Raw genomic sequence first — 17024 nt, 5'->3', positions numbered from 1 at the left:
CGTCAGATTTCACGTAGCGACGCCAACGCCTAATCAAAAATGAATCGCCGTAGCAGGGAACGAAAGTGGGGAATTCGAATCTCCAAGCCTGAAATGATTAAACACGCCAGTTAGTTAACTTATGTTGAGAGTGAACTTGGTTCATGAGTAGTGCGGCGATTAACTAGATGTTTTCCCTATAAAATTACCCTCAAAAATGACATGTTTAAAAATCACCCTCATGAACTAACATGTCTGTTCAGGGTTGTGTTACACAGTTCAGCCCGATTTAAATGACTACGAATGAGCTGATACGACCTGTTGTCTTCAGAGTAAAATTAACTGAGAATATTCTTATCTTGGTGGTTCTGGCCTATCGCACAAAACCACGTATTAAAGGACTATCCCATGTCAGGCTTTATTCGAGACCCTCTTAGTGATATTCAGCTCATCGCCGATAACTTACGAGACCGTTATAAAAGCGGTTTTCCCGTACTGAAAGAGATCGTTCAGAATGCGGACGATGCCAGAGCGGAGTCGTTACTACTTGGCTGGCACGAGGGGCTTGGAGGTGCTGAGCACCCTTTATTACGTGACCCGGCAATCTTCTTTGTCAATGATGCCAGGCTGAGCGATGCGGATGCTAAGGGTATTCGCTCAATAGGATTGGGTAGCAAAGCCGGTAATCAGCATGCAGTTGGCAAGTTTGGCCTTGGAATGAAAAGCCTTTTTCATCTGGGTGAGGTCTATTTCTATATCGGTAGCGACTGGCAGGAAAAAGGACAGGACGCTAAAGCGGATGTGCTAAACCCCTGGAGCGATCAACGACCAAACTGGGAGCATTTCAGCGAAAACGATAAACGTCTACTGCAAAGTACAATAGATTTACTGGATTCCGAATTTGCCTCTAAGCCCTATAGGTTTATTGTCTGGATCCCACTACGTTCGGAGTTCATTGCCGCTGAACGAGGTGAAAAATACAATTACATCATCAATAGCCCTGATTTTAAGCGCACGATACCTTCATTTATTACCGCTCCCCACCTTCCTGTGCAGCTGGGCCACTTATTGCCCATGTTGAAAACACTCAAATCTGTCTCCGGATACACTGTTACAGGGGCGCGTGCAACACCGCTTTTTGCCGTGCGGCTGCAGGATGGTTCTGGCAGATGTACCTTCCCGGATACAGGACAGGCTCAAAACTGGCAGGGGAAGATCTCCCTTCAGTCCGGGCAGGGCGAAATGCTACCTCATCTTAACTATGTTGGTGTTGAGACGATGCTGGGGTCAGAGCCTTTCATACAACTGAAAGCCCATCAATTTTGGCCGATCAGCTACGGGCGAAATTCTGCGGGTGCAGAACAGAAAATTGAGGACAAAACAAAGCCTCATGCGGCGGCGGTGCTGATTGCCAGAAAAGCTGAGAATGAGCAATCGACGCTTACCGTTCGCTGGGCGGTATTCCTGCCACTGGGGGATCAAGATGTCTTTCAATCGAAACAAACGTTTGTGACCCACATCGCCGGCAATACCTGCTTTGAGCTATTCCTCCATGGTTACTTCTTTATCGATGCCGGACGCGTTGGGATTCACGGTCAAAAGAGTATTGGTGAGAATGTTTCCCTTGAGCCCAGTTCTGAAGAGTACGTCACTCATGAATGGAACCGCCTGTTGGCCAACGAGGGAACGTTGCCGCTGATTTTGGCCTCGGTCAGCCAGGGGGCTGCTCGGTTATCTTTGACGTCTGAACAGACGATGGCGCTGAGCGAGGGATTACAAAGATATTTTAGTAGTGAAAGGGGTCGTTACCAGAATCACGCCACCGCAAAAAATCAGTGGGTTTTCCAAATGTTGCCAGGGGAACGAAGCCGTTGGTCACTCATTGCGGGGCAGCAACAAACACGACCACTCCCGACTCCGGCCTCTAATGACTATGATCGCGTATGGGATACTTTACCTGGGCTGAAAACGCTGGCTGAAAATTATGCACTGTTTGAACTGCGTAAACCCAATATCCTGGCACCGCAGAATTCTTACTGGACGAGTGAAGAGGTTAGCACGCTTCTGAAATCAGTCTCCCCGCGCGTGTTTGAGTCTCAGATCCAACTTGGCTATCTTAACGACTTCCTGGAGAGTCTTCCGGAGCCGTTTCTGAAGAATAATGAACGTTGCCTGAATGCCTTAATACGCCTGGCTAAAAGCTTTATGAGTGAAATTAGATTACCGGCGTTATCCGCAAACAAATCGGCGGTCTGGCGGTTCCTCTGTTTCATTCCGGGTACTTATCGCTGGGTATTTGGAATTGAAAGGGATGAGCAGCTCTTGTGGGACACCCTTCCGCTGAGTGAGACAGGTCGATTGATCATACCTGCTTGTATTGTTCCCGAGGGAGAGCCTGGCACAGGTACGCTGAATGTTGATGATGCAGAAAAATGCCTAGTCGCGATTGCCCAAAGCACCATTCAGGATGAGCGAAAAGAGAAAGCTTCGCTTGAATTTCTCTCTGCGCTGACACCATTCGACAGAGATGAAATACTTAAAAAACGCGATACGATAAAGCTATTCAGGGTTTATCGTCCGGGGCAATCCAGGGCATTTCTGGAGTCCCGACGGACGCTCCAGGAACTTTTCCAGCAGCGCCGCTTATTCCGACGCGGTGAGGTTGGAAACTATCAGCTTGGTGAGTTTCTCGAAGGTGCCTTAGCGGATCGTCAGGTTGTCTTCATCAATAAAGACGTAAACGACAAGTTGTTTAGCGGCAAAGTCACCTTGTGTGACACGCGGGCCGTGCTGCATTTACTTGAAAACAGACCGACGCTGGCAGTTGCAGAACGGCGCGCTCAACTGGTCTCGAAGCTCCAGATTGACCACGCGATAAGCGCCGAAGAACAGCTTGCTGTGCGGTATTTACTTCATGCCAGCAAGCTGGATATCGATCCGTCATGTGAGCTCTGGTCCGTTGTCCATGAAAATCCAGTCTGGTCCTTGCTGCATAAAGCGACGCTGGCCAGTAATGAGGACTGGCATATCATTCCTTCTGCTCTTTCTCGCGCCCTTAGGTTTAGCTACCAAGAAAGAGAACGTATCAATCTTAAAGAGATGGATGCCCACAATGTACTGGAGGCACTTGGCGAGGATATCCTGGCCGTAGATTTTTCTTCGCTGGTGCATACGCAGGAATATGCGGAGGAGATTCTGCGTTACATTGAAGATGACTCCATCTGGCGAAAGCTTCCTCTTCACAAAACGGTCAGCGGTGAATTTGTAGCCATTACAGACCAGTGTGCGCTTTACAGTGACTATCCGCTTCCGGAAACGCTGGCACAATCGGTCATCTGGATTGAACGCGCCTTGTCGCGAGAGGTTCAGAAACAGCAGGACAACTTTTTGCAGGGGATTGACGCGGATAAGGCGATTGCCCTCGCTCTCGGCCAGCAGATGCCATCACAATACAATCACTTTATTATTGAACAACTAAACCAGTCCGGTAGATTGCCAGGGCTGGACGAACTCAAAACAAAGCCCTGGCTACTGGCCAATGGCCACCCAATAGCACCTGCTTATGTCATTGCCGGGCAACCTGAAAACTGGCGAGCGTGTTATTTGCTGAGCAAAGAGAGCAACCAGATTTTCTTCGCCGGACAGATAGATACTGCCAGTACACATGATCTTGCCCTGATTACGCCACTTTTGCTAAACAGCGCGGATGAGATCGCTGCCGCTGCACTGAAAATAGCGGCAATCACGCCGGGTTATCAGATTGGCCAGTGCCAACCGACAGCGGAAGTGCTGAAACAAGCGGCGAATTATGCTGACGTCTTTAGCTCTCTCAGAGGCTGGAAACTACTCATTGAGTGTTTTAACTTTTCCAGCGAAGGCGTTATTCCGCCAGCTAGCGCGGGAGTGCTAACAGGAAACCAGGTTGATGCTGACCAACTGGTGCAGGCGCATGAGCGTCTGGTCTCTCTGGGCATCCCGGCAGAGGAGGTTGCGCAACTTCGGAGAGCCCTGCTGACCGCCATATGCGCCACTCCCAGGGTGCGTAATCTGTTGCCAACATTAACATTGCGCACCCAGGCGAACAGCTACGTGAACGCCACGCAGCTCTGTTACGGCGTTATCGGTGCAGCAGGGAAAACGCTGCTCCATGAGCAGGACTGGCAAATCATCAAATCAGCGCTGCCGGAGAGTGTACAAGAGTCTTCAGCGATGGAATCGTCCATCGGCCTGGCTGATAGTAAGGCCTTTTTGGGCACGGCCGGTATTCTGGAATCCTATTTCTCTCAATGGCACAGTCAGGTCACTAATGGGTTAGCGGTCGCGGCCAATATGCTGTTGATGTCCGGCACTCCGGGCGTCGAACATGTGAGTCTCCCCTATCTTGGGCAACATACTCCCGATGATCTTATTGGCAAAATGGGGGAAAACTGGAAGGTACTGACTTCTACTCCGGATAATCCTGTGCTCTTTCCGGGGAAATCGCTTCGGCAGGCTGTCTCCTCTATGACGTTTTCTCTGACCCAGTTTGAAGGTGACAGGGCAACGGTTCACTCGATCATGAACACCCCGATCGAAATTGAACTGGAATCCGACGCCCGGACGTTGTTCATCTGGGAAAGGCACCGCTTCGCAAGTTCGACAAAAATAGGACTCATGCTACGTAAGCTGCCGGTAATGGAAATGGGGGAGGCGCGTCTGCTTGAAATTCTCAAGCAGAGTGCCGAGCTGCTGTTAGAAAAAGTCTACGGTCAGCGACTCCCACTAGACCATATCTGGGGTAAATTCACAGGTGCCGAGCAGTTGGATATTTTGACAGCCAAAATAACCATGCTCGACAGTATCGTGTATCAGTTAGAAGAGCTTCGTCTGAACGATGCGCCACTGGCAACGCTGATAGAAGGATATTACCGGGCACGCGATCCGGAAAAAGGGCGCTTCAATGAAGTTGAACGTGCTCGGGCGCTTGAGAAAATTAGCTCTGAAATTGAGCGTCGTAACGACCTGCAGATAGCAATTCTGGAGGCTGTGCGCCATAAAATTACCCAGGCACAGTACCATCCGCAGAGTATTCCCTTCGAATTATTCCAGAATGCGGATGATGCGGTCATCGAACTGGCAAAATTGGGTGTTGGAGCGGATGAAATCAATGACCGCAGCGTGTTCAGAGTGCGATCTGGTCACGGTGAACTGCAATTTTTTAACTGGGGACGAGAAGTTAACCAGTTCCGGGCTGCGGGCAGCGCGATTGATGGTACAGAGTTCAGATTTAAAACCGATCTGGAGAAAATGATTGCCCGGAATCGGTCGAATAAAGATGAGAAAACCACCGGTAAATTTGGTCTGGGCTTTAAAAGCTGCCTGCTTGTTACCGACAAGCCGCATATCGTTTCAGGGCGTCTGGCTGTTCAGATTGAGGGCGGGATTTTACCCAAAGTCAGCGAGGATCATGATGCCTTGTTCAGGTTGGTACGGGAGGAGCGCCTTGAGGGAGTCTACAAACCGACGTTGGTGTCGTTACCACTGCAGGAAAAGTTTACTCCTGATATCGTGCTGCAGGCTTTCAACCGACACGTCGCACTACTGCCGGTCTTTGCCAGACAGATTCATACTATTCAACTCAACGGCGAGTCGTATCACTGGAAGCCAAAATCCAGCGAACTCATTGAAGGCTTGAGTTTTGGATCAGTGCGGGTTTCATCCTCAAAGCGTAAGAGTGATATGGCTATTGCAGCCCTGAAAACAGAGGCGGGGAGCTTTGTTTTCCGCCGGGGAGCGAAGGGCCCCATTCCATTAGGAAATAATTACAGCATACCGCGTCTCTGGAATCTCGCGCCGCTTCTGGGAGAGATCAAACTCGGCTTTGCGATCAATGCGAATTTCGATGTGGATATTGGCCGAAATCAGTTGGCGATCACTTCGGCTCATAACCGGCGACTCTTCACTCTTCTTGGCGGTAAGCTTGCGGTTTTCCTGGCACAGTTATTCCAGCGCAGCCAGCAAAACTGGCGGGCGATTAAATCGGAGTGGGAACTGGATGATGAGACTGACTTCGTCACGTTTTGGGGAAACCTGTGGCAGGTGCTGCAGGAGAGCATTCCCGGCGTAAAAAGCCAGGCGGGGAGTGACGGCGATGTTGATTCTTATGCTGATTTGATTCTGCAAATGTTCAGCGCTGAGGCTGGAGGGATCTTGTCGTTCTATCACTCGCATAAAGCGCTGCCCACCGATATGAGCGATGCATCAGCTCCTCTTATCTCGATGACGACAGTAACCCACCGGGCAAGCGAATTACTGAGTAATATCTCTTCACAGGTTTCAGGGCTTTCAGCCTTACAGCGCTACTTCAAGAATGAGCAATTGGTAAGCTATACGGTAGGGCGTTCCCTTTTCGATTTAGGCCTGCCAGTTCCTGCACTGGAACTGGAGACATTACTGGACGAAGAGCTGGATCACAGCTACCTGTCACCGTCTAAAGCCGCGCAGCTTCAGCCAATTTTTGATGAAACCTTTGATAACCTGCTAAACAAAGAGAAGGCGACTCAGGAACAGGTTGAACGATTCAAAGAACGATTGGCGAAAGTGACCTTATTGATGGAAAACCATGCCCACCGACCGGTTAAAGAAGCGCTATTGCGGCAGGTACAAAATCCCGCTGGGGATGAAAATTTAGTCATTGATTTTGCTCCACAATCTTTCATTTTGTCGTCTCAGTATAGTGACAATGATATTCGATTTATCGAGAGATGCCGGCGTGCTACCCGGCCATACGATGCAAAAACACTGGATAAGTGGGCGCAGTTACCGGAGGTTGAATCTGATCCCCGCAAACAAAAAGCGCTGTGCCGGTATCTTGTAAATGGGTTGTACGGTGAGGCGCTCGCCGATGGCTTCAAGGCAACACGCGCTCCTCACTGGCTGTTTACTATCGATGTTCAGCATTTGGATAAATGGGGCTGGAAGAAAAAAGATATAGATATCTTCCGTAACGTTCGTATGGTGACGGACAATGAACGTAACAAACGAATAAATGAGCAGCTCATTAAAGAGGGCCGATCATCACTGGGCTTAACTGATGCACTGGAGCATATTTATGATTGGTGGGAGAAAGAGGCTCCAGAACGCACAGAGTATGAAAGCCAGCTTTATCCGGATGGCCAGTTTGACTGGTTAGCGATTAAAGAGGATGACAACCCTGAACGTTTCAACAAGGCATGGCTCCAGCTGCTGTTTTTGGGCTCCTGCCAGACTTTGGGACGTACACGGGAGTATCAACATCGTGATGCGCTGAAATACTTCAGCCAGCAAAAATGGTGGGATGTTTTCGTCCGTACGGATAATGCGGATGAGTGGTTTGAGGTTATGGATCGCTATCTGGCTAAGTCCATCACCGGTGAGGCATACCGGGTATGGCTGCAGATACTGCCGCTGTATCGTTTCTCCAGTAACATGACGGATTATATTGATCTCTTTTGGTCTGCAGAATCGGGGTTGCCGAACATTAACGACCTTATCCGGCCAGGACAGAGTGCAATGTTGTCCGGTAGCAATTTTGCGCCACCCGAGTTGAAATCAACGCTTGGCATCGGAGTGAATTTTATCTTACGTGAGCTGTGCCGCCATAATGTTTATGAAGATCACTCACTCGCACCCCATTGCTATATGGCCTCTGCTGGGGTCCGTGATTTGCTAAGTCATCGGCTACCGGAAGGGGGATTACAGCTGGATTCAGCCTCTGCGGAACATTCAAAGGTAATTCACGCTTTTCTCTGTCAACACATGGGTGAAGAAAAGGCCACGTTTAACGGTGCTTTTGATATTCCGTTACGCGTCCTTGCCAGAAGTGAAAATCGAGAGTGCCTTGCAGATATTCTGAAAATTGGCAGCTGGAACGAGAAAAATGATGAGTGATGACGAAATTATCTTAAGTGCAGGCAGCCAGGTCAGACATCCTCGCTTTGGGATTGGCGAGGTGCAACTGGTCCGAAATGGAACTGCGCTGGTCCGGTTTGAAAGCGGTTTTCAGGAACGCCCGGTTAACGAGCTTGAACTCGTTAAAAGTTCCATTGATGCCATCGCCGAGGGCCAGTTTGATAACCTCCGTGAAGTCATTGCCCGCTGTCAGGCACTGGCCATTCGCTCGATCAATGATAGCTGGGGAGTCTTTTCGACGTCACGTATCAACCTGCTGCCGCATCAGCTATGGGTATGCCACAACGTTCTGCGGAAATGGCCGGTTCAGAAATTAATTGCAGATGATGTTGGCCTGGGAAAGACCATTGAAGCCGGTTTAATCTTATGGCCGCTGATTGCGAAAAAGCGAGTGCGGCGTTTGCTGGTGTTAACACCGGCTTCGCTGGTATCGCAATGGCAGGAACGACTCCGTCTGATGTTTGATATCAGGCTGACGCTATATTCTCCGGATATCGATACGGAGCGTTCTGATTACTGGAATACACACGATCTGGTCGTGGCATCATTGCCCACATTGCGCAAAGACAGCCATGGCCGGCATGATCGAATGCTCAATGCCGAAAACTGGGATCTGTTGATCGTGGATGAAGCCCATCATCTCAACAATCAGGAAGATACGGGTGCAACACTGGGCTATCGTTTTATCCAGAACTTAATAGAGCATAATAAATTTGAGTCACGGCTGTTTTTTACCGCCACGCCCCATCGCGGCAAAGACTACGGCTTTTTCGCATTGCTACACCTGCTGCGGCCCGATCTGTTTGAACCTAATAAAGCGGCTGACGCTCAGCTTCAGGGCGTTAAACAAGTCGTCATCAGAAATAACAAGCAGCAAGTCACTGACATGGAAGGGAATAAGCTGTTTAAACCCGTCCAGGTCGGTTCCAGACCGTATATGTTCGCTGCCGTCGAACAAGCTTTTTATGACAAATTAACCAACTTTATTCTAACCGGCCAGGCTTACGCATCCTCTCTGACGAAAGTCGATCAGCGCGCCGTTCAACTTGTGCTGATCGCGATGCAAAAACTTGCTGCCAGCTCGGTTGCCGCAATTTACGCGGCAATCAGCGGCCGTATTCGTCGACTAGGAGACAGTAAGCTTCGGTTACAGGACATTGGGCAGGCGTTATTGCTTCTTGCTGAAGAGCTTGAAGCTCCCGAACTGGATGACCATTACGTCGAACTGGAAGAAGAGTACGCCAGTGTGTCGGTACAGGTGGCACTCATGGAGAATGAGCTGCCAATGCTTGAAGAGCTGCAGCTCCTGGCCTCAGAGGTTCAACAGGAAACAAAGATCCAAACGCTAATCGATGTGCTTGAAAATGAATTCAAGAACCGAACGGTTGTCTTCTTCACGGAATATAAGGCTACCCAGGCACTTATCGCCAATACTTTACATCAACGCTACGGCTTTGGTTCAGTCGGTTTTATCAATGGAGAAGGGCGACTGGAGGGCATTTTTAATGAATCTGGAGAGCGCTTCAGTTGGACGATGAACCGCTATGATGCTGCGGGGAAATTTAAAGAGGGAAGCATCAGATTTATTATTTGTACCGAAGCCGGTGGGGAAGGGATCGACCTGCAGGATAATTGCTATTCCATGATTCATGTTGACCTTCCATGGAATCCCATGCGCCTGCACCAACGTGTTGGACGACTTAATCGCTATGGCCAACGCCAGCAGGTAGAAGTCATCGCTTTACGCAACCCGGACACCGTAGAGTCAAGGATCTGGGATTTGTTAAATACAAAAATTGAAAACGTTATGCGCTCTTTAGGCGCTGCCATGGAAGAACCGGAAGACCTGTTGCAGCTCATTCTTGGTATGACGGATAAAGGCTTTTTCAATGCGCTTTTCTCAGAGGGATTTGCTGAGGATCCTGAAAGCTTAAAAAAATGGTTCGACTCCAGAACGGGAACGTTTGGCGGACAGTCTGCCGTGAGTGTGGTTAAAAATCTGATTGGTCATGCAGAAAAGTTTGAATACCAGAATCTCGACGAGGTCCCCAAACTGGATCTTATCAATATGCAGGGCTTCTTTGACAATATGCTTAAGCTGAACGGACATCGTCTTGAGATGAGTGACGAGGGTCTAATGAGCTTTAAAACGCCTAAAATCTGGAGTAATCAGTTTGGCATAAGGCGCCGGTACGATTCTCTCTCATTTGACCGTTCAGTGAAGGATAAAAAAATCGAAATCCTTGGAGTGGGCCATCCCATTTTCGATAAAGCCATAAACCAGGCAGAGCAATTTGATGCCACAGCGGCTATTGCAAAAGGTATAGAGGCTCCGCTATTCGTATATTTGCTGCGAGATCAAGTTACCGGTGATAACGGCAATCAGTCATTTACTATTGTTGGTTTGAGTGCAGGCCCAGAATTCAAACTGCTTATCAATGAAGAACTCATGCTTGAACTTTCCAGTCTTTACGAAAATATTCCCAGAAATGTCAGAGATGTGTTCTGGGATACAGAATATCTCTTTGATCACACGTCGTGCCTTGCCGGGGTAGAAAAAGAGCTTGAAGAAAGGTTACCAATGATGAGTCTGCCCTATGAGCATATCACTTACTCGTTGATAGCGACTTTTTTGCCTTATGAAGACAATGAGACAAACTCTGATCACTCAGGCTAACCGAGCGCGTTGTCTGTAAACTCGGATCAAGCTAGGTGAAGATACAGGACGCGATGTTCTGGTTAATACTACAACGCTCATTGCACAATCATATGAACACATGAGTTCAGTGCTCAAGCGGCCGGACTCAGAAAAAGCATAAAGAAAAGGCAGTGGATGCTTCGCGCCGCTTAGTTGGGTGTTAGCTTAATTAGTGATCGGGGGGCAGGTCAAGGCGTCATGTTGACTTTCCCGCTCTAAAACGTGTTTCCTGGAATGATCCTGAGATGGCATATAACAACCTGTTACTAAATTTTGGAGGTTATCTGGCTGCTTTCTTGTGCAAATGCTACAAAACATCAACAAGAAAGCACTCTTCTAACGTGAAGAACATCAAAGCTTAATTACTATCAACATTGCCTAGGAACTTATTCATAACCCTGTTATCAAGCGGTATTGGTGTAGCCAATAAAACCAGAGTCCTTCGAAGTGCTAGTGAACCTTTAGCATACAGAAACAACAAGTCTTCGTGTTTGACCTCATAATTTTTACCATTATCCGACCAGGCATGGGTACATGGTTCCTGGGAGCCAGTGACACCGAATTCATTTTTATGATAATTATTCAAATCTGTTTTGGAAAAATAGATTGCTTTGCTATTTCTAGGCCCTGTAATTTCTTGTGTTGGTAGAATGCCTCGTTGTGCTAATGCCTTGGAAGTTTTGTCTCTAAGTCCCGCACGCCCTCGAAAATCAGATGTAGTTTGCACAATATGCATAACAACATCGTCCAACTCTACAAGCTCACCGGGTAAGTTATTAATAGCCAATGGAAGGAAATCTGTAAATGCTTTTGAACGAAGGTAAATAAGATGGCTACGCATCGATGTAGTAAGTATTTTGACTGCGCTGAAGATGCTTTCAACAAGCGGCACGGCTAGTGGTTCAACCCAGTGTGTGCGTTGACCAGCACCCTTTACACCGATATAGCGAATACCAAGGAAGTAATCGGGCAACCCTTTATCATGAAGTCGCTTGCATATAGCAGGATCATCAATCTGCCGTTTAACCAACGCGTCCTGGCGAAGGTTAAACGCTTCAACGGAACGGAAGCCTGTGATAATAAGCAATAGTAGGCAATTTAACGCAATTTTTTCGGCATCTATTCCCTTCACCATATCACCAGTCATGCTCTTAAATTGACCATAATCTGATTGACGACCGGGTTGTAACGCCCTGTAGCCATCTTTACAAATTCGTAATCGAGTATGAAGCCGAGAGGAAATGTGAGAAATATCCTTTAATGAGCCATCATGATATATAGGTGAAATATATGTATTTATCAAAAAGGCAATAAACTGTATTACTGAACGAATCCTTGCTGCATTAGTGAATCCATTTGAATATGGAGTTCTGGGTAATGGCAGTAGGCCATACTGACAGGAGCGACCATTTTCCAAGTATTGAAAAAATGCCGTCAATTCATTAAGTGCTATTGATGGATCATGACCTGATTCATGAAAGCTATAGCAAAACGTTACTCCATGTTTTTTCTCCCAAAAGTCGTAAAAGAACTTAAGAGCCTGCAGCGAAGAGAACTGGGTTGATAAAGAACGAAACGAAAGGTTGTCAATGTGATATCTGAGCGGGTAAAGAAGAGGTAAGTAAGTTATTCCATCCATTAGAATCCACATACGTTTTCGATTCACACAAATCTGAATTAGAGAGTACATAACAAAGCACCACATATGTGTGATTAAAATATGAACTAAATGTAGTTAGAACATAACGTAGAAAAGGAGATCCGTATCATAAATAGCTAAAATATTGATATAAAAATAATTCTGGTTGGGATATGAAGTAATGAACCCTCGTAGATCATTTAACATAATATACATTATGCGCATCAAAGTTGTCAGCGCAAAGCGATAATGTCGTGTTCGGAGATGCGGATGTTTTGTTGGATTGGTTATGTTGTGATCCCCAGATGCTGCCGGTACTTACCGGACTCATTGCACCCAATGATACTTGGACGCAGATAAATTCTTCCTGCGTCGTGCTTGCCCAGTTTCTGCCATAGCACATTTCATTTTTGCCCCGCCCGAAGATGCCTTCACTCGCCGCGTTATCCGACGACCAACCTTTGCGCACATGGACTTTTTAAGACCCGATGAGAAAAAATCAAACACTCATGCCCTTTTAAATCTTCCGGTTTGTTAAACACTGTTGCGCTGGCTAAATTATGTTTAAAAAGCATACTTTAGAAGTATGCTTTAGGTAAGATCAGGAGTTATAGGGTTCTGAAAGTTCTTGTCCTTCAACCCCGGCATAGACAATGATCACTTCGACCGGCTCATCTGTGGTAAAACCGCGATGTACGTCGTCTACAGATTCATTAAAAGCTTCACCAGCTTTAAACTTATGACTTGTACCTGTTTCTTTATCTTCAATGGTCAAGGATCCAGAAATAATATAGGCAACATTAGGCATCGGGTGAGTGTGCCAGGGCAAAGTGGTATTTGCCTCAAAGTGCATTTTCATGACGGTTATTTTCCGTGTCCACGGGTGTTCACCAAAATGACCAGGTGATTGTTTTTAAGTTTGTCAGCAAATTCGCCCATTTCTGCCATGGAGCCGACAATTCCTCCGTGCAGCAAGACCACAGGTTCACCAGAACCGTAAACCTCATAATAAATTTTAGCATCACCAGACTGCACATAGTGTCCGGCTTTCGTGTTATTGCCGTAAGGGGTGGCACTTTGGTAGCTATTTGACTGCTGTCCGAACCATTGCAAAGGTTGATTTGGGCGTATTTCAGCAGCGTGTGCTGTGATTGCAGACATACACAGTCCTATAAACGTTGTGAACATTCTGTTCATTCAGATGATCCTTCCCACTCTGATTGGGGGCATAAATCCCTATACTGAAAGAGTGACAGACATGGGTTCACGTAGCGATGTCGTCATTGAGATTAACCCGGGTTCCCAGGGCCATCTCTCTCCGCCATGCATCAATCTGTGGCGGCCAGTGAATCCCTTTTACGATAGATAATGAGCGCAGCAGCGGAAAAAGACGGATATCCGTGAGCGAAAAATACTCAGAGTCTCTCTCTTGCTGTGCGAACAGCCCTTCAAGAATCTCAAGCTGTACATTCATTTCGTTAACCATGATTTCGGTTTGTTCCAGCAAACGTTGGAACGGACCGAAAACAGCTTCTTTTTTGTTGACGAAATATTGTCTCGCAGCATCTTGTCGGAATTCTTCAAAGTCCGAGTTTGCCCAGCGCGGGATTGCCAGCGGATATATCAGTTTTGTTGCTTCTTCCATCCAGGTTTCGATTTCTGGATTATCAGACATTTTCAGGACAGACGAACCGTAAGTCTCATCAATGTATTTGACGATGTCCAGGCTCTCACCCATCGCTTCATTGCTTTCAGTGACAAGGACGGGAAGCATTTTTTTGCCAATGAGGCGCGCTGGCGTTTCTTCATCATCGTTTGGCAGAGTAATGATTTCACACGCAACCTCTTTCAAGCCAAAAATCATGCGTGAACGTACGCAGAAGGGGCAATGATCGTAAACGTAAAGTTTCATAGCAGAATCTTTCATCACTTTAAATCTAAAAAATTAACGGGTAAATCCATCAAAGGGTGTCATATACACGGCACCAAACGCATCTAACCGTTTGCGGATTTCATCATCGGGTTCGCCATAAACTGTCAGGCCGGTAATGGTGACTAAAGAGAGAAATGTTTCGGCAAAAGGTGCGAACGTGTGATCAACATGGCTCACCACATCTTCCTGACGATAACGCTCAACGATGTGTGCCGTTTGCTGATCTTCACTGACGCTGTAGACATAACTCAGCGTGCCGGGCTCTTTACGGGTGGCGTCCACCACGCGTGATACTAATTCTTTGAATGCAGGGAATTGTCCGTCACGGACGGCCAGGTTAAACACGCAGGTAATTTCATTTTTCATTGTAATCTCCAAAATAAGGGCGGCAGGAAAGTGGGCAAAGAAGAGCGGGAGACATTCGCCGCAAGAGGAATACGCCGTTATGCGCGAAGCATAACGGCGGATAAAATCAAGAAACGCAGGATGTCAGTTCGATTTTTTCAGTGTTTCAGAAAAAAGCTCACCTGAAATGGCCCAGTTATCAGTGGTGACGTCGTTGAAAATGACATAGACATACTGAGGATCAACGTTGGCATGAGTGGCGATAGCGTCGGTCACGGCTTTTGCGATAGCAGGTTTAGCCTCATCACGACCTTCAAACATCTGGATATTGACTACAGGCATGGCAGAACTCCTTCAGGTATGGATAAAAGGTCAGTCAGGCTGACGTTGAAGAAATCCTACGCGGATAGCTTAAGTGGATAAACAGGGTAAAAGAGGACATAGTGTAGAACTGGAGTCTACAATCACTCGAATGCTTTCCGCGCGGCTAACTCAATTAACTCATCAATAATAAAGCGAACACCAGGCAGCAAATGCCGGGCGCGTGGCCATATCACATTGAGTTCGGTGGGCGCGGGATTGCAGGTGCTCAGCAGCGGCACTAACCTGCCACTCTGAATATGCGGACGCAGTAACGCTTCGGGAAACTGAATTAAACCGGCTCCGGCAATACAAGCATCTATCATTGCATCGCCATCACTGATTTGATGAAAAGGCGTAGGTTTAAGTCTGATCTCCTTCCCACCCTCATCACGGATCCGCCAGCTAAGCGGCGCCCCACCCCGCCAGGCCAGAATGCAGCGGTGGTGTGCAAGATCGGCCAGCGTGTCAGGGGTGCCGTAAGTAGTAATATAGGCAGGAGACGCGCAGATAATCAGATGCTGATCGTTGAGTTTGCGGGCGATGAGATCGGTGGTGTCTTTCACCGGACCAAAGCGGATGGCGAGGTCAAAACCTATATCCAGCGGGTCTATGATGCGGTCATTAAACGTGATGGTCAGCTTCAGATGCGGATAGCGTTTTGTCATGTCCATCAGCACCGGCATCATCACCGAGCGGCCAAAAGCCGCAGGCAAATCGATCCTCACGGTGCCTGTGGGTTCAGTGAGCTTAGAACGCAGCGCCATTTCTGCCATTTGCAGCGTTTCAAGTGCACTCTGGCAGCTCGCCAGATAGGCCTCGCCCTCAGTAGTCAGACTTATCTTACGCGTGGTGCGATGAAATAGCGGGATCCCGAGGTTGTGCTCAAGCCGCTGTATACTCTTGCCAATTGCCGATTTGGAGACGCCCAACTGCTCAGCCGCTTCGGTAAAGCTTCTTGAGTTTGCAGCCGTCACAAAATGGACGATGTTGCTAAAAGATTCGGTAGAAATGACGGTTGACATCGGTTACGCCAGGACAAGTAACAAAAAGATACGTTAGCGTAAAGCCGAAACGTAAAAAAACGCAAGCGAAGGGGTAGCGCCGTTCCCAGATTTTACTCCAGTAATCTGATACTTTCCCAATGGCTGATTTAGAGATACCCAACTTATACGCAGGTTCGGTAAAACCCTGGGCATGAGCCGCCATCACAAAATGCACAATGCGTGGGAAAGAATCAAAAGATGAAAGTACAGGGATTATATATTTCAGGCTCGCCAAAACGTCATGATTTTTATTCTACCTTCTGAGGATGTGCATCTGGTAATTCGCTGCTGATTTTCAGGTCCTTGAAATATGCAATCGTGCCAGATTCGATCCATACCCCGACACCTCCACGTGCTTCACTGCCTAATTTCAGGTCATTGACGATTAAAGCAGGTTTAGGACTATGATCCAGATACAACCTGGCCTGCTGGCCAGAAACGGTAATTTTCATATGAATCCACCGTTCGGTGGCAATATCAGCATAGGTTTCGTACTTTTCCGGTGTCTCTTTCCTCAGTCGTTCAAAGGTGTAATCCGGATAAGCGAAGTATTGCACCGAATGGTTTCGCCGAACCTGATCGTCAGCCTGACTGTTTGTTGGACGCAGATAGATATTCTCAAACCGTTCTTCTTTATCAATTCGAAATGATAAGCCGAGGAAGCCTCGGGCATAAGCCGGGGCATCGTGAGCTAGCGTGCTGGCAATATCCGCCTCGATTGTCCCGTTATGAAAATCAACCGGCAACCATGCCATGAATGTTCTGTCTGTAAGCACTTCTTTTGCTGGATCCTGAAACTTTTCGGAAGGCATTTGCATTTTTATCGCTTTTTTTCCCAGATAATCCTCATGCTTCAAAGAAACCCCCGCGCGCATAAAATCAGATAACGGGAATGTCTTTTGTGACGCAAGATGTTCGGCTGATTGTGCTGCCACGAATGAAGAAAATCCTGTCATAAGAACAAGTAACAAATTGTTTTTCATAATACACCTTACTTTATGGTTAGGTATGCCGAAGCTGATTTTCATGCCCCACAGGAAAGGGATAGTTAGATATCTTAACTCCAGGGTATTGCGGGGATAAAGACTGATAAAG

10 protein-coding genes and 1 pseudogene are annotated in these 17024 nt (G+C 47.5%); 2 read left to right on the top strand and 9 right to left on the bottom strand.

The features are described 5' to 3' along the window. Positions 1-387: 387 nt before the first annotated feature. Positions 388-7887, top strand: coding sequence for a sacsin N-terminal ATP-binding-like domain-containing protein (locus ABSH60_RS23050; protein WP_390976393.1), 7500 nt, complete (start codon positions 388-390; stop codon positions 7885-7887). Then, positions 7877-10585 (top strand): SNF2-related protein, encoded by a 2709-nt coding sequence (locus ABSH60_RS23045; RefSeq protein WP_390976391.1) that lies wholly within the window; start codon positions 7877-7879, stop codon positions 10583-10585. Before ABSH60_RS23050 ends, ABSH60_RS23045 begins: the two co-directional genes overlap by 11 nt. A 379-nt stretch (positions 10586-10964) precedes the next feature. On the opposite strand, the gene ABSH60_RS23040 is transcribed toward ABSH60_RS23045, so the two are convergent. From ABSH60_RS23040 to ABSH60_RS23000, 9 genes and pseudogenes are all read right to left on the bottom strand, one after another. Beyond that, a complete protein-coding gene (locus tag ABSH60_RS23040; protein WP_390976478.1) occupies positions 10965-11753 on the bottom strand; it encodes a hypothetical protein in 789 nt (262 codons plus the stop codon). Positions 11754-12532: 779 nt separating this feature from the next. Then, positions 12533-12708, bottom strand: a pseudogene (locus ABSH60_RS23035) (IS3 family transposase); the annotation flags it as partial. Between the two features lie 138 nt (positions 12709-12846). Next, a complete protein-coding gene (locus ABSH60_RS23030; protein ID WP_369794810.1) occupies positions 12847-13104 on the bottom strand; it encodes a cupin domain-containing protein in 258 nt (85 codons plus the stop codon). A 5-nt stretch (positions 13105-13109) separates the two neighbouring features. After that, positions 13110-13406 (bottom strand): alpha/beta fold hydrolase, encoded by a 297-nt coding sequence (locus ABSH60_RS23025; RefSeq protein WP_390976389.1) that lies wholly within the window; start codon positions 13404-13406, stop codon positions 13110-13112. Positions 13407-13509: 103 nt separating this feature from the next. Continuing rightward, a complete protein-coding gene (grxB, locus tag ABSH60_RS23020) occupies positions 13510-14157 on the bottom strand; it encodes a glutaredoxin 2 (RefSeq protein ID WP_390976387.1) in 648 nt (215 codons plus the stop codon). A gap of 33 nt (positions 14158-14190) precedes the next feature. Further along, positions 14191-14544, bottom strand: coding sequence for a putative quinol monooxygenase (locus ABSH60_RS23015; RefSeq protein ID WP_217203726.1), 354 nt, complete (start codon positions 14542-14544; stop codon positions 14191-14193). Positions 14545-14667: 123 nt separating this feature from the next. Further along, positions 14668-14865, bottom strand: coding sequence for a 4-oxalocrotonate tautomerase family protein (locus ABSH60_RS23010; RefSeq protein WP_217203727.1), 198 nt, complete (start codon positions 14863-14865; stop codon positions 14668-14670). Positions 14866-14987: 122 nt separating this feature from the next. Then, positions 14988-15908 carry a LysR substrate-binding domain-containing protein gene (locus ABSH60_RS23005; RefSeq protein WP_390976384.1) on the bottom strand — a complete coding sequence of 307 codons (921 nt, stop codon included), beginning with the start codon at positions 15906-15908 and terminating at the stop codon, positions 14988-14990. 269 nt (positions 15909-16177) lie between these two features. After that, on the bottom strand, positions 16178-16912 hold the full coding sequence (locus tag ABSH60_RS23000) for a hypothetical protein (protein ID WP_217203729.1): 735 nt from the start codon (positions 16910-16912) through the stop codon (positions 16178-16180). Positions 16913-17024 lie beyond the last annotated feature (112 nt).

This window comes from Rahnella sp. R3(2024) (assembly GCF_042920125.1).
Lineage (GTDB): Bacteria > Pseudomonadota > Gammaproteobacteria > Enterobacterales > Enterobacteriaceae > Rahnella > Rahnella rivi.
This window is presented reverse-complemented; position numbering and strand designations above follow the sequence as displayed.

Bases quoted from the DNA above. Each gene is read 5' to 3' on its own strand.
- ABSH60_RS23050 (WP_390976393.1), top strand. From the start codon at position 388: ATGTCAGGCTTTATTCGAGACCCTCTTAGTGATATTCAGCTCATCGCC.
- ABSH60_RS23005 (WP_390976384.1), bottom strand. From the start codon at position 15,908: ATGTCAACCGTCATTTCTACCGAATCTTTTAGCAACATCGTCCATTTT.
- ABSH60_RS23025 (WP_390976389.1), bottom strand. From the start codon at position 13,406: ATGTCTGCAATCACAGCACACGCTGCTGAAATACGCCCAAATCAACCT.
- ABSH60_RS23015 (WP_217203726.1), bottom strand. From the start codon at position 14,544: ATGAAAAATGAAATTACCTGCGTGTTTAACCTGGCCGTCCGTGACGGA.
- ABSH60_RS23010 (WP_217203727.1), bottom strand. From the start codon at position 14,865: ATGCCTGTAGTCAATATCCAGATGTTTGAAGGTCGTGATGAGGCTAAA.
- ABSH60_RS23040 (WP_390976478.1), bottom strand. From the start codon at position 11,753: ATGACTGGTGATATGGTGAAGGGAATAGATGCCGAAAAAATTGCGTTA.
- ABSH60_RS23000 (WP_217203729.1), bottom strand. From the start codon at position 16,912: ATGAAAAACAATTTGTTACTTGTTCTTATGACAGGATTTTCTTCATTC.
- ABSH60_RS23045 (WP_390976391.1), top strand. From the start codon at position 7,877: ATGATGAGTGATGACGAAATTATCTTAAGTGCAGGCAGCCAGGTCAGA.
- grxB (WP_390976387.1), bottom strand. From the start codon at position 14,157: ATGAAACTTTACGTTTACGATCATTGCCCCTTCTGCGTACGTTCACGC.
- ABSH60_RS23030 (WP_369794810.1), bottom strand. From the start codon at position 13,104: ATGAAAATGCACTTTGAGGCAAATACCACTTTGCCCTGGCACACTCAC.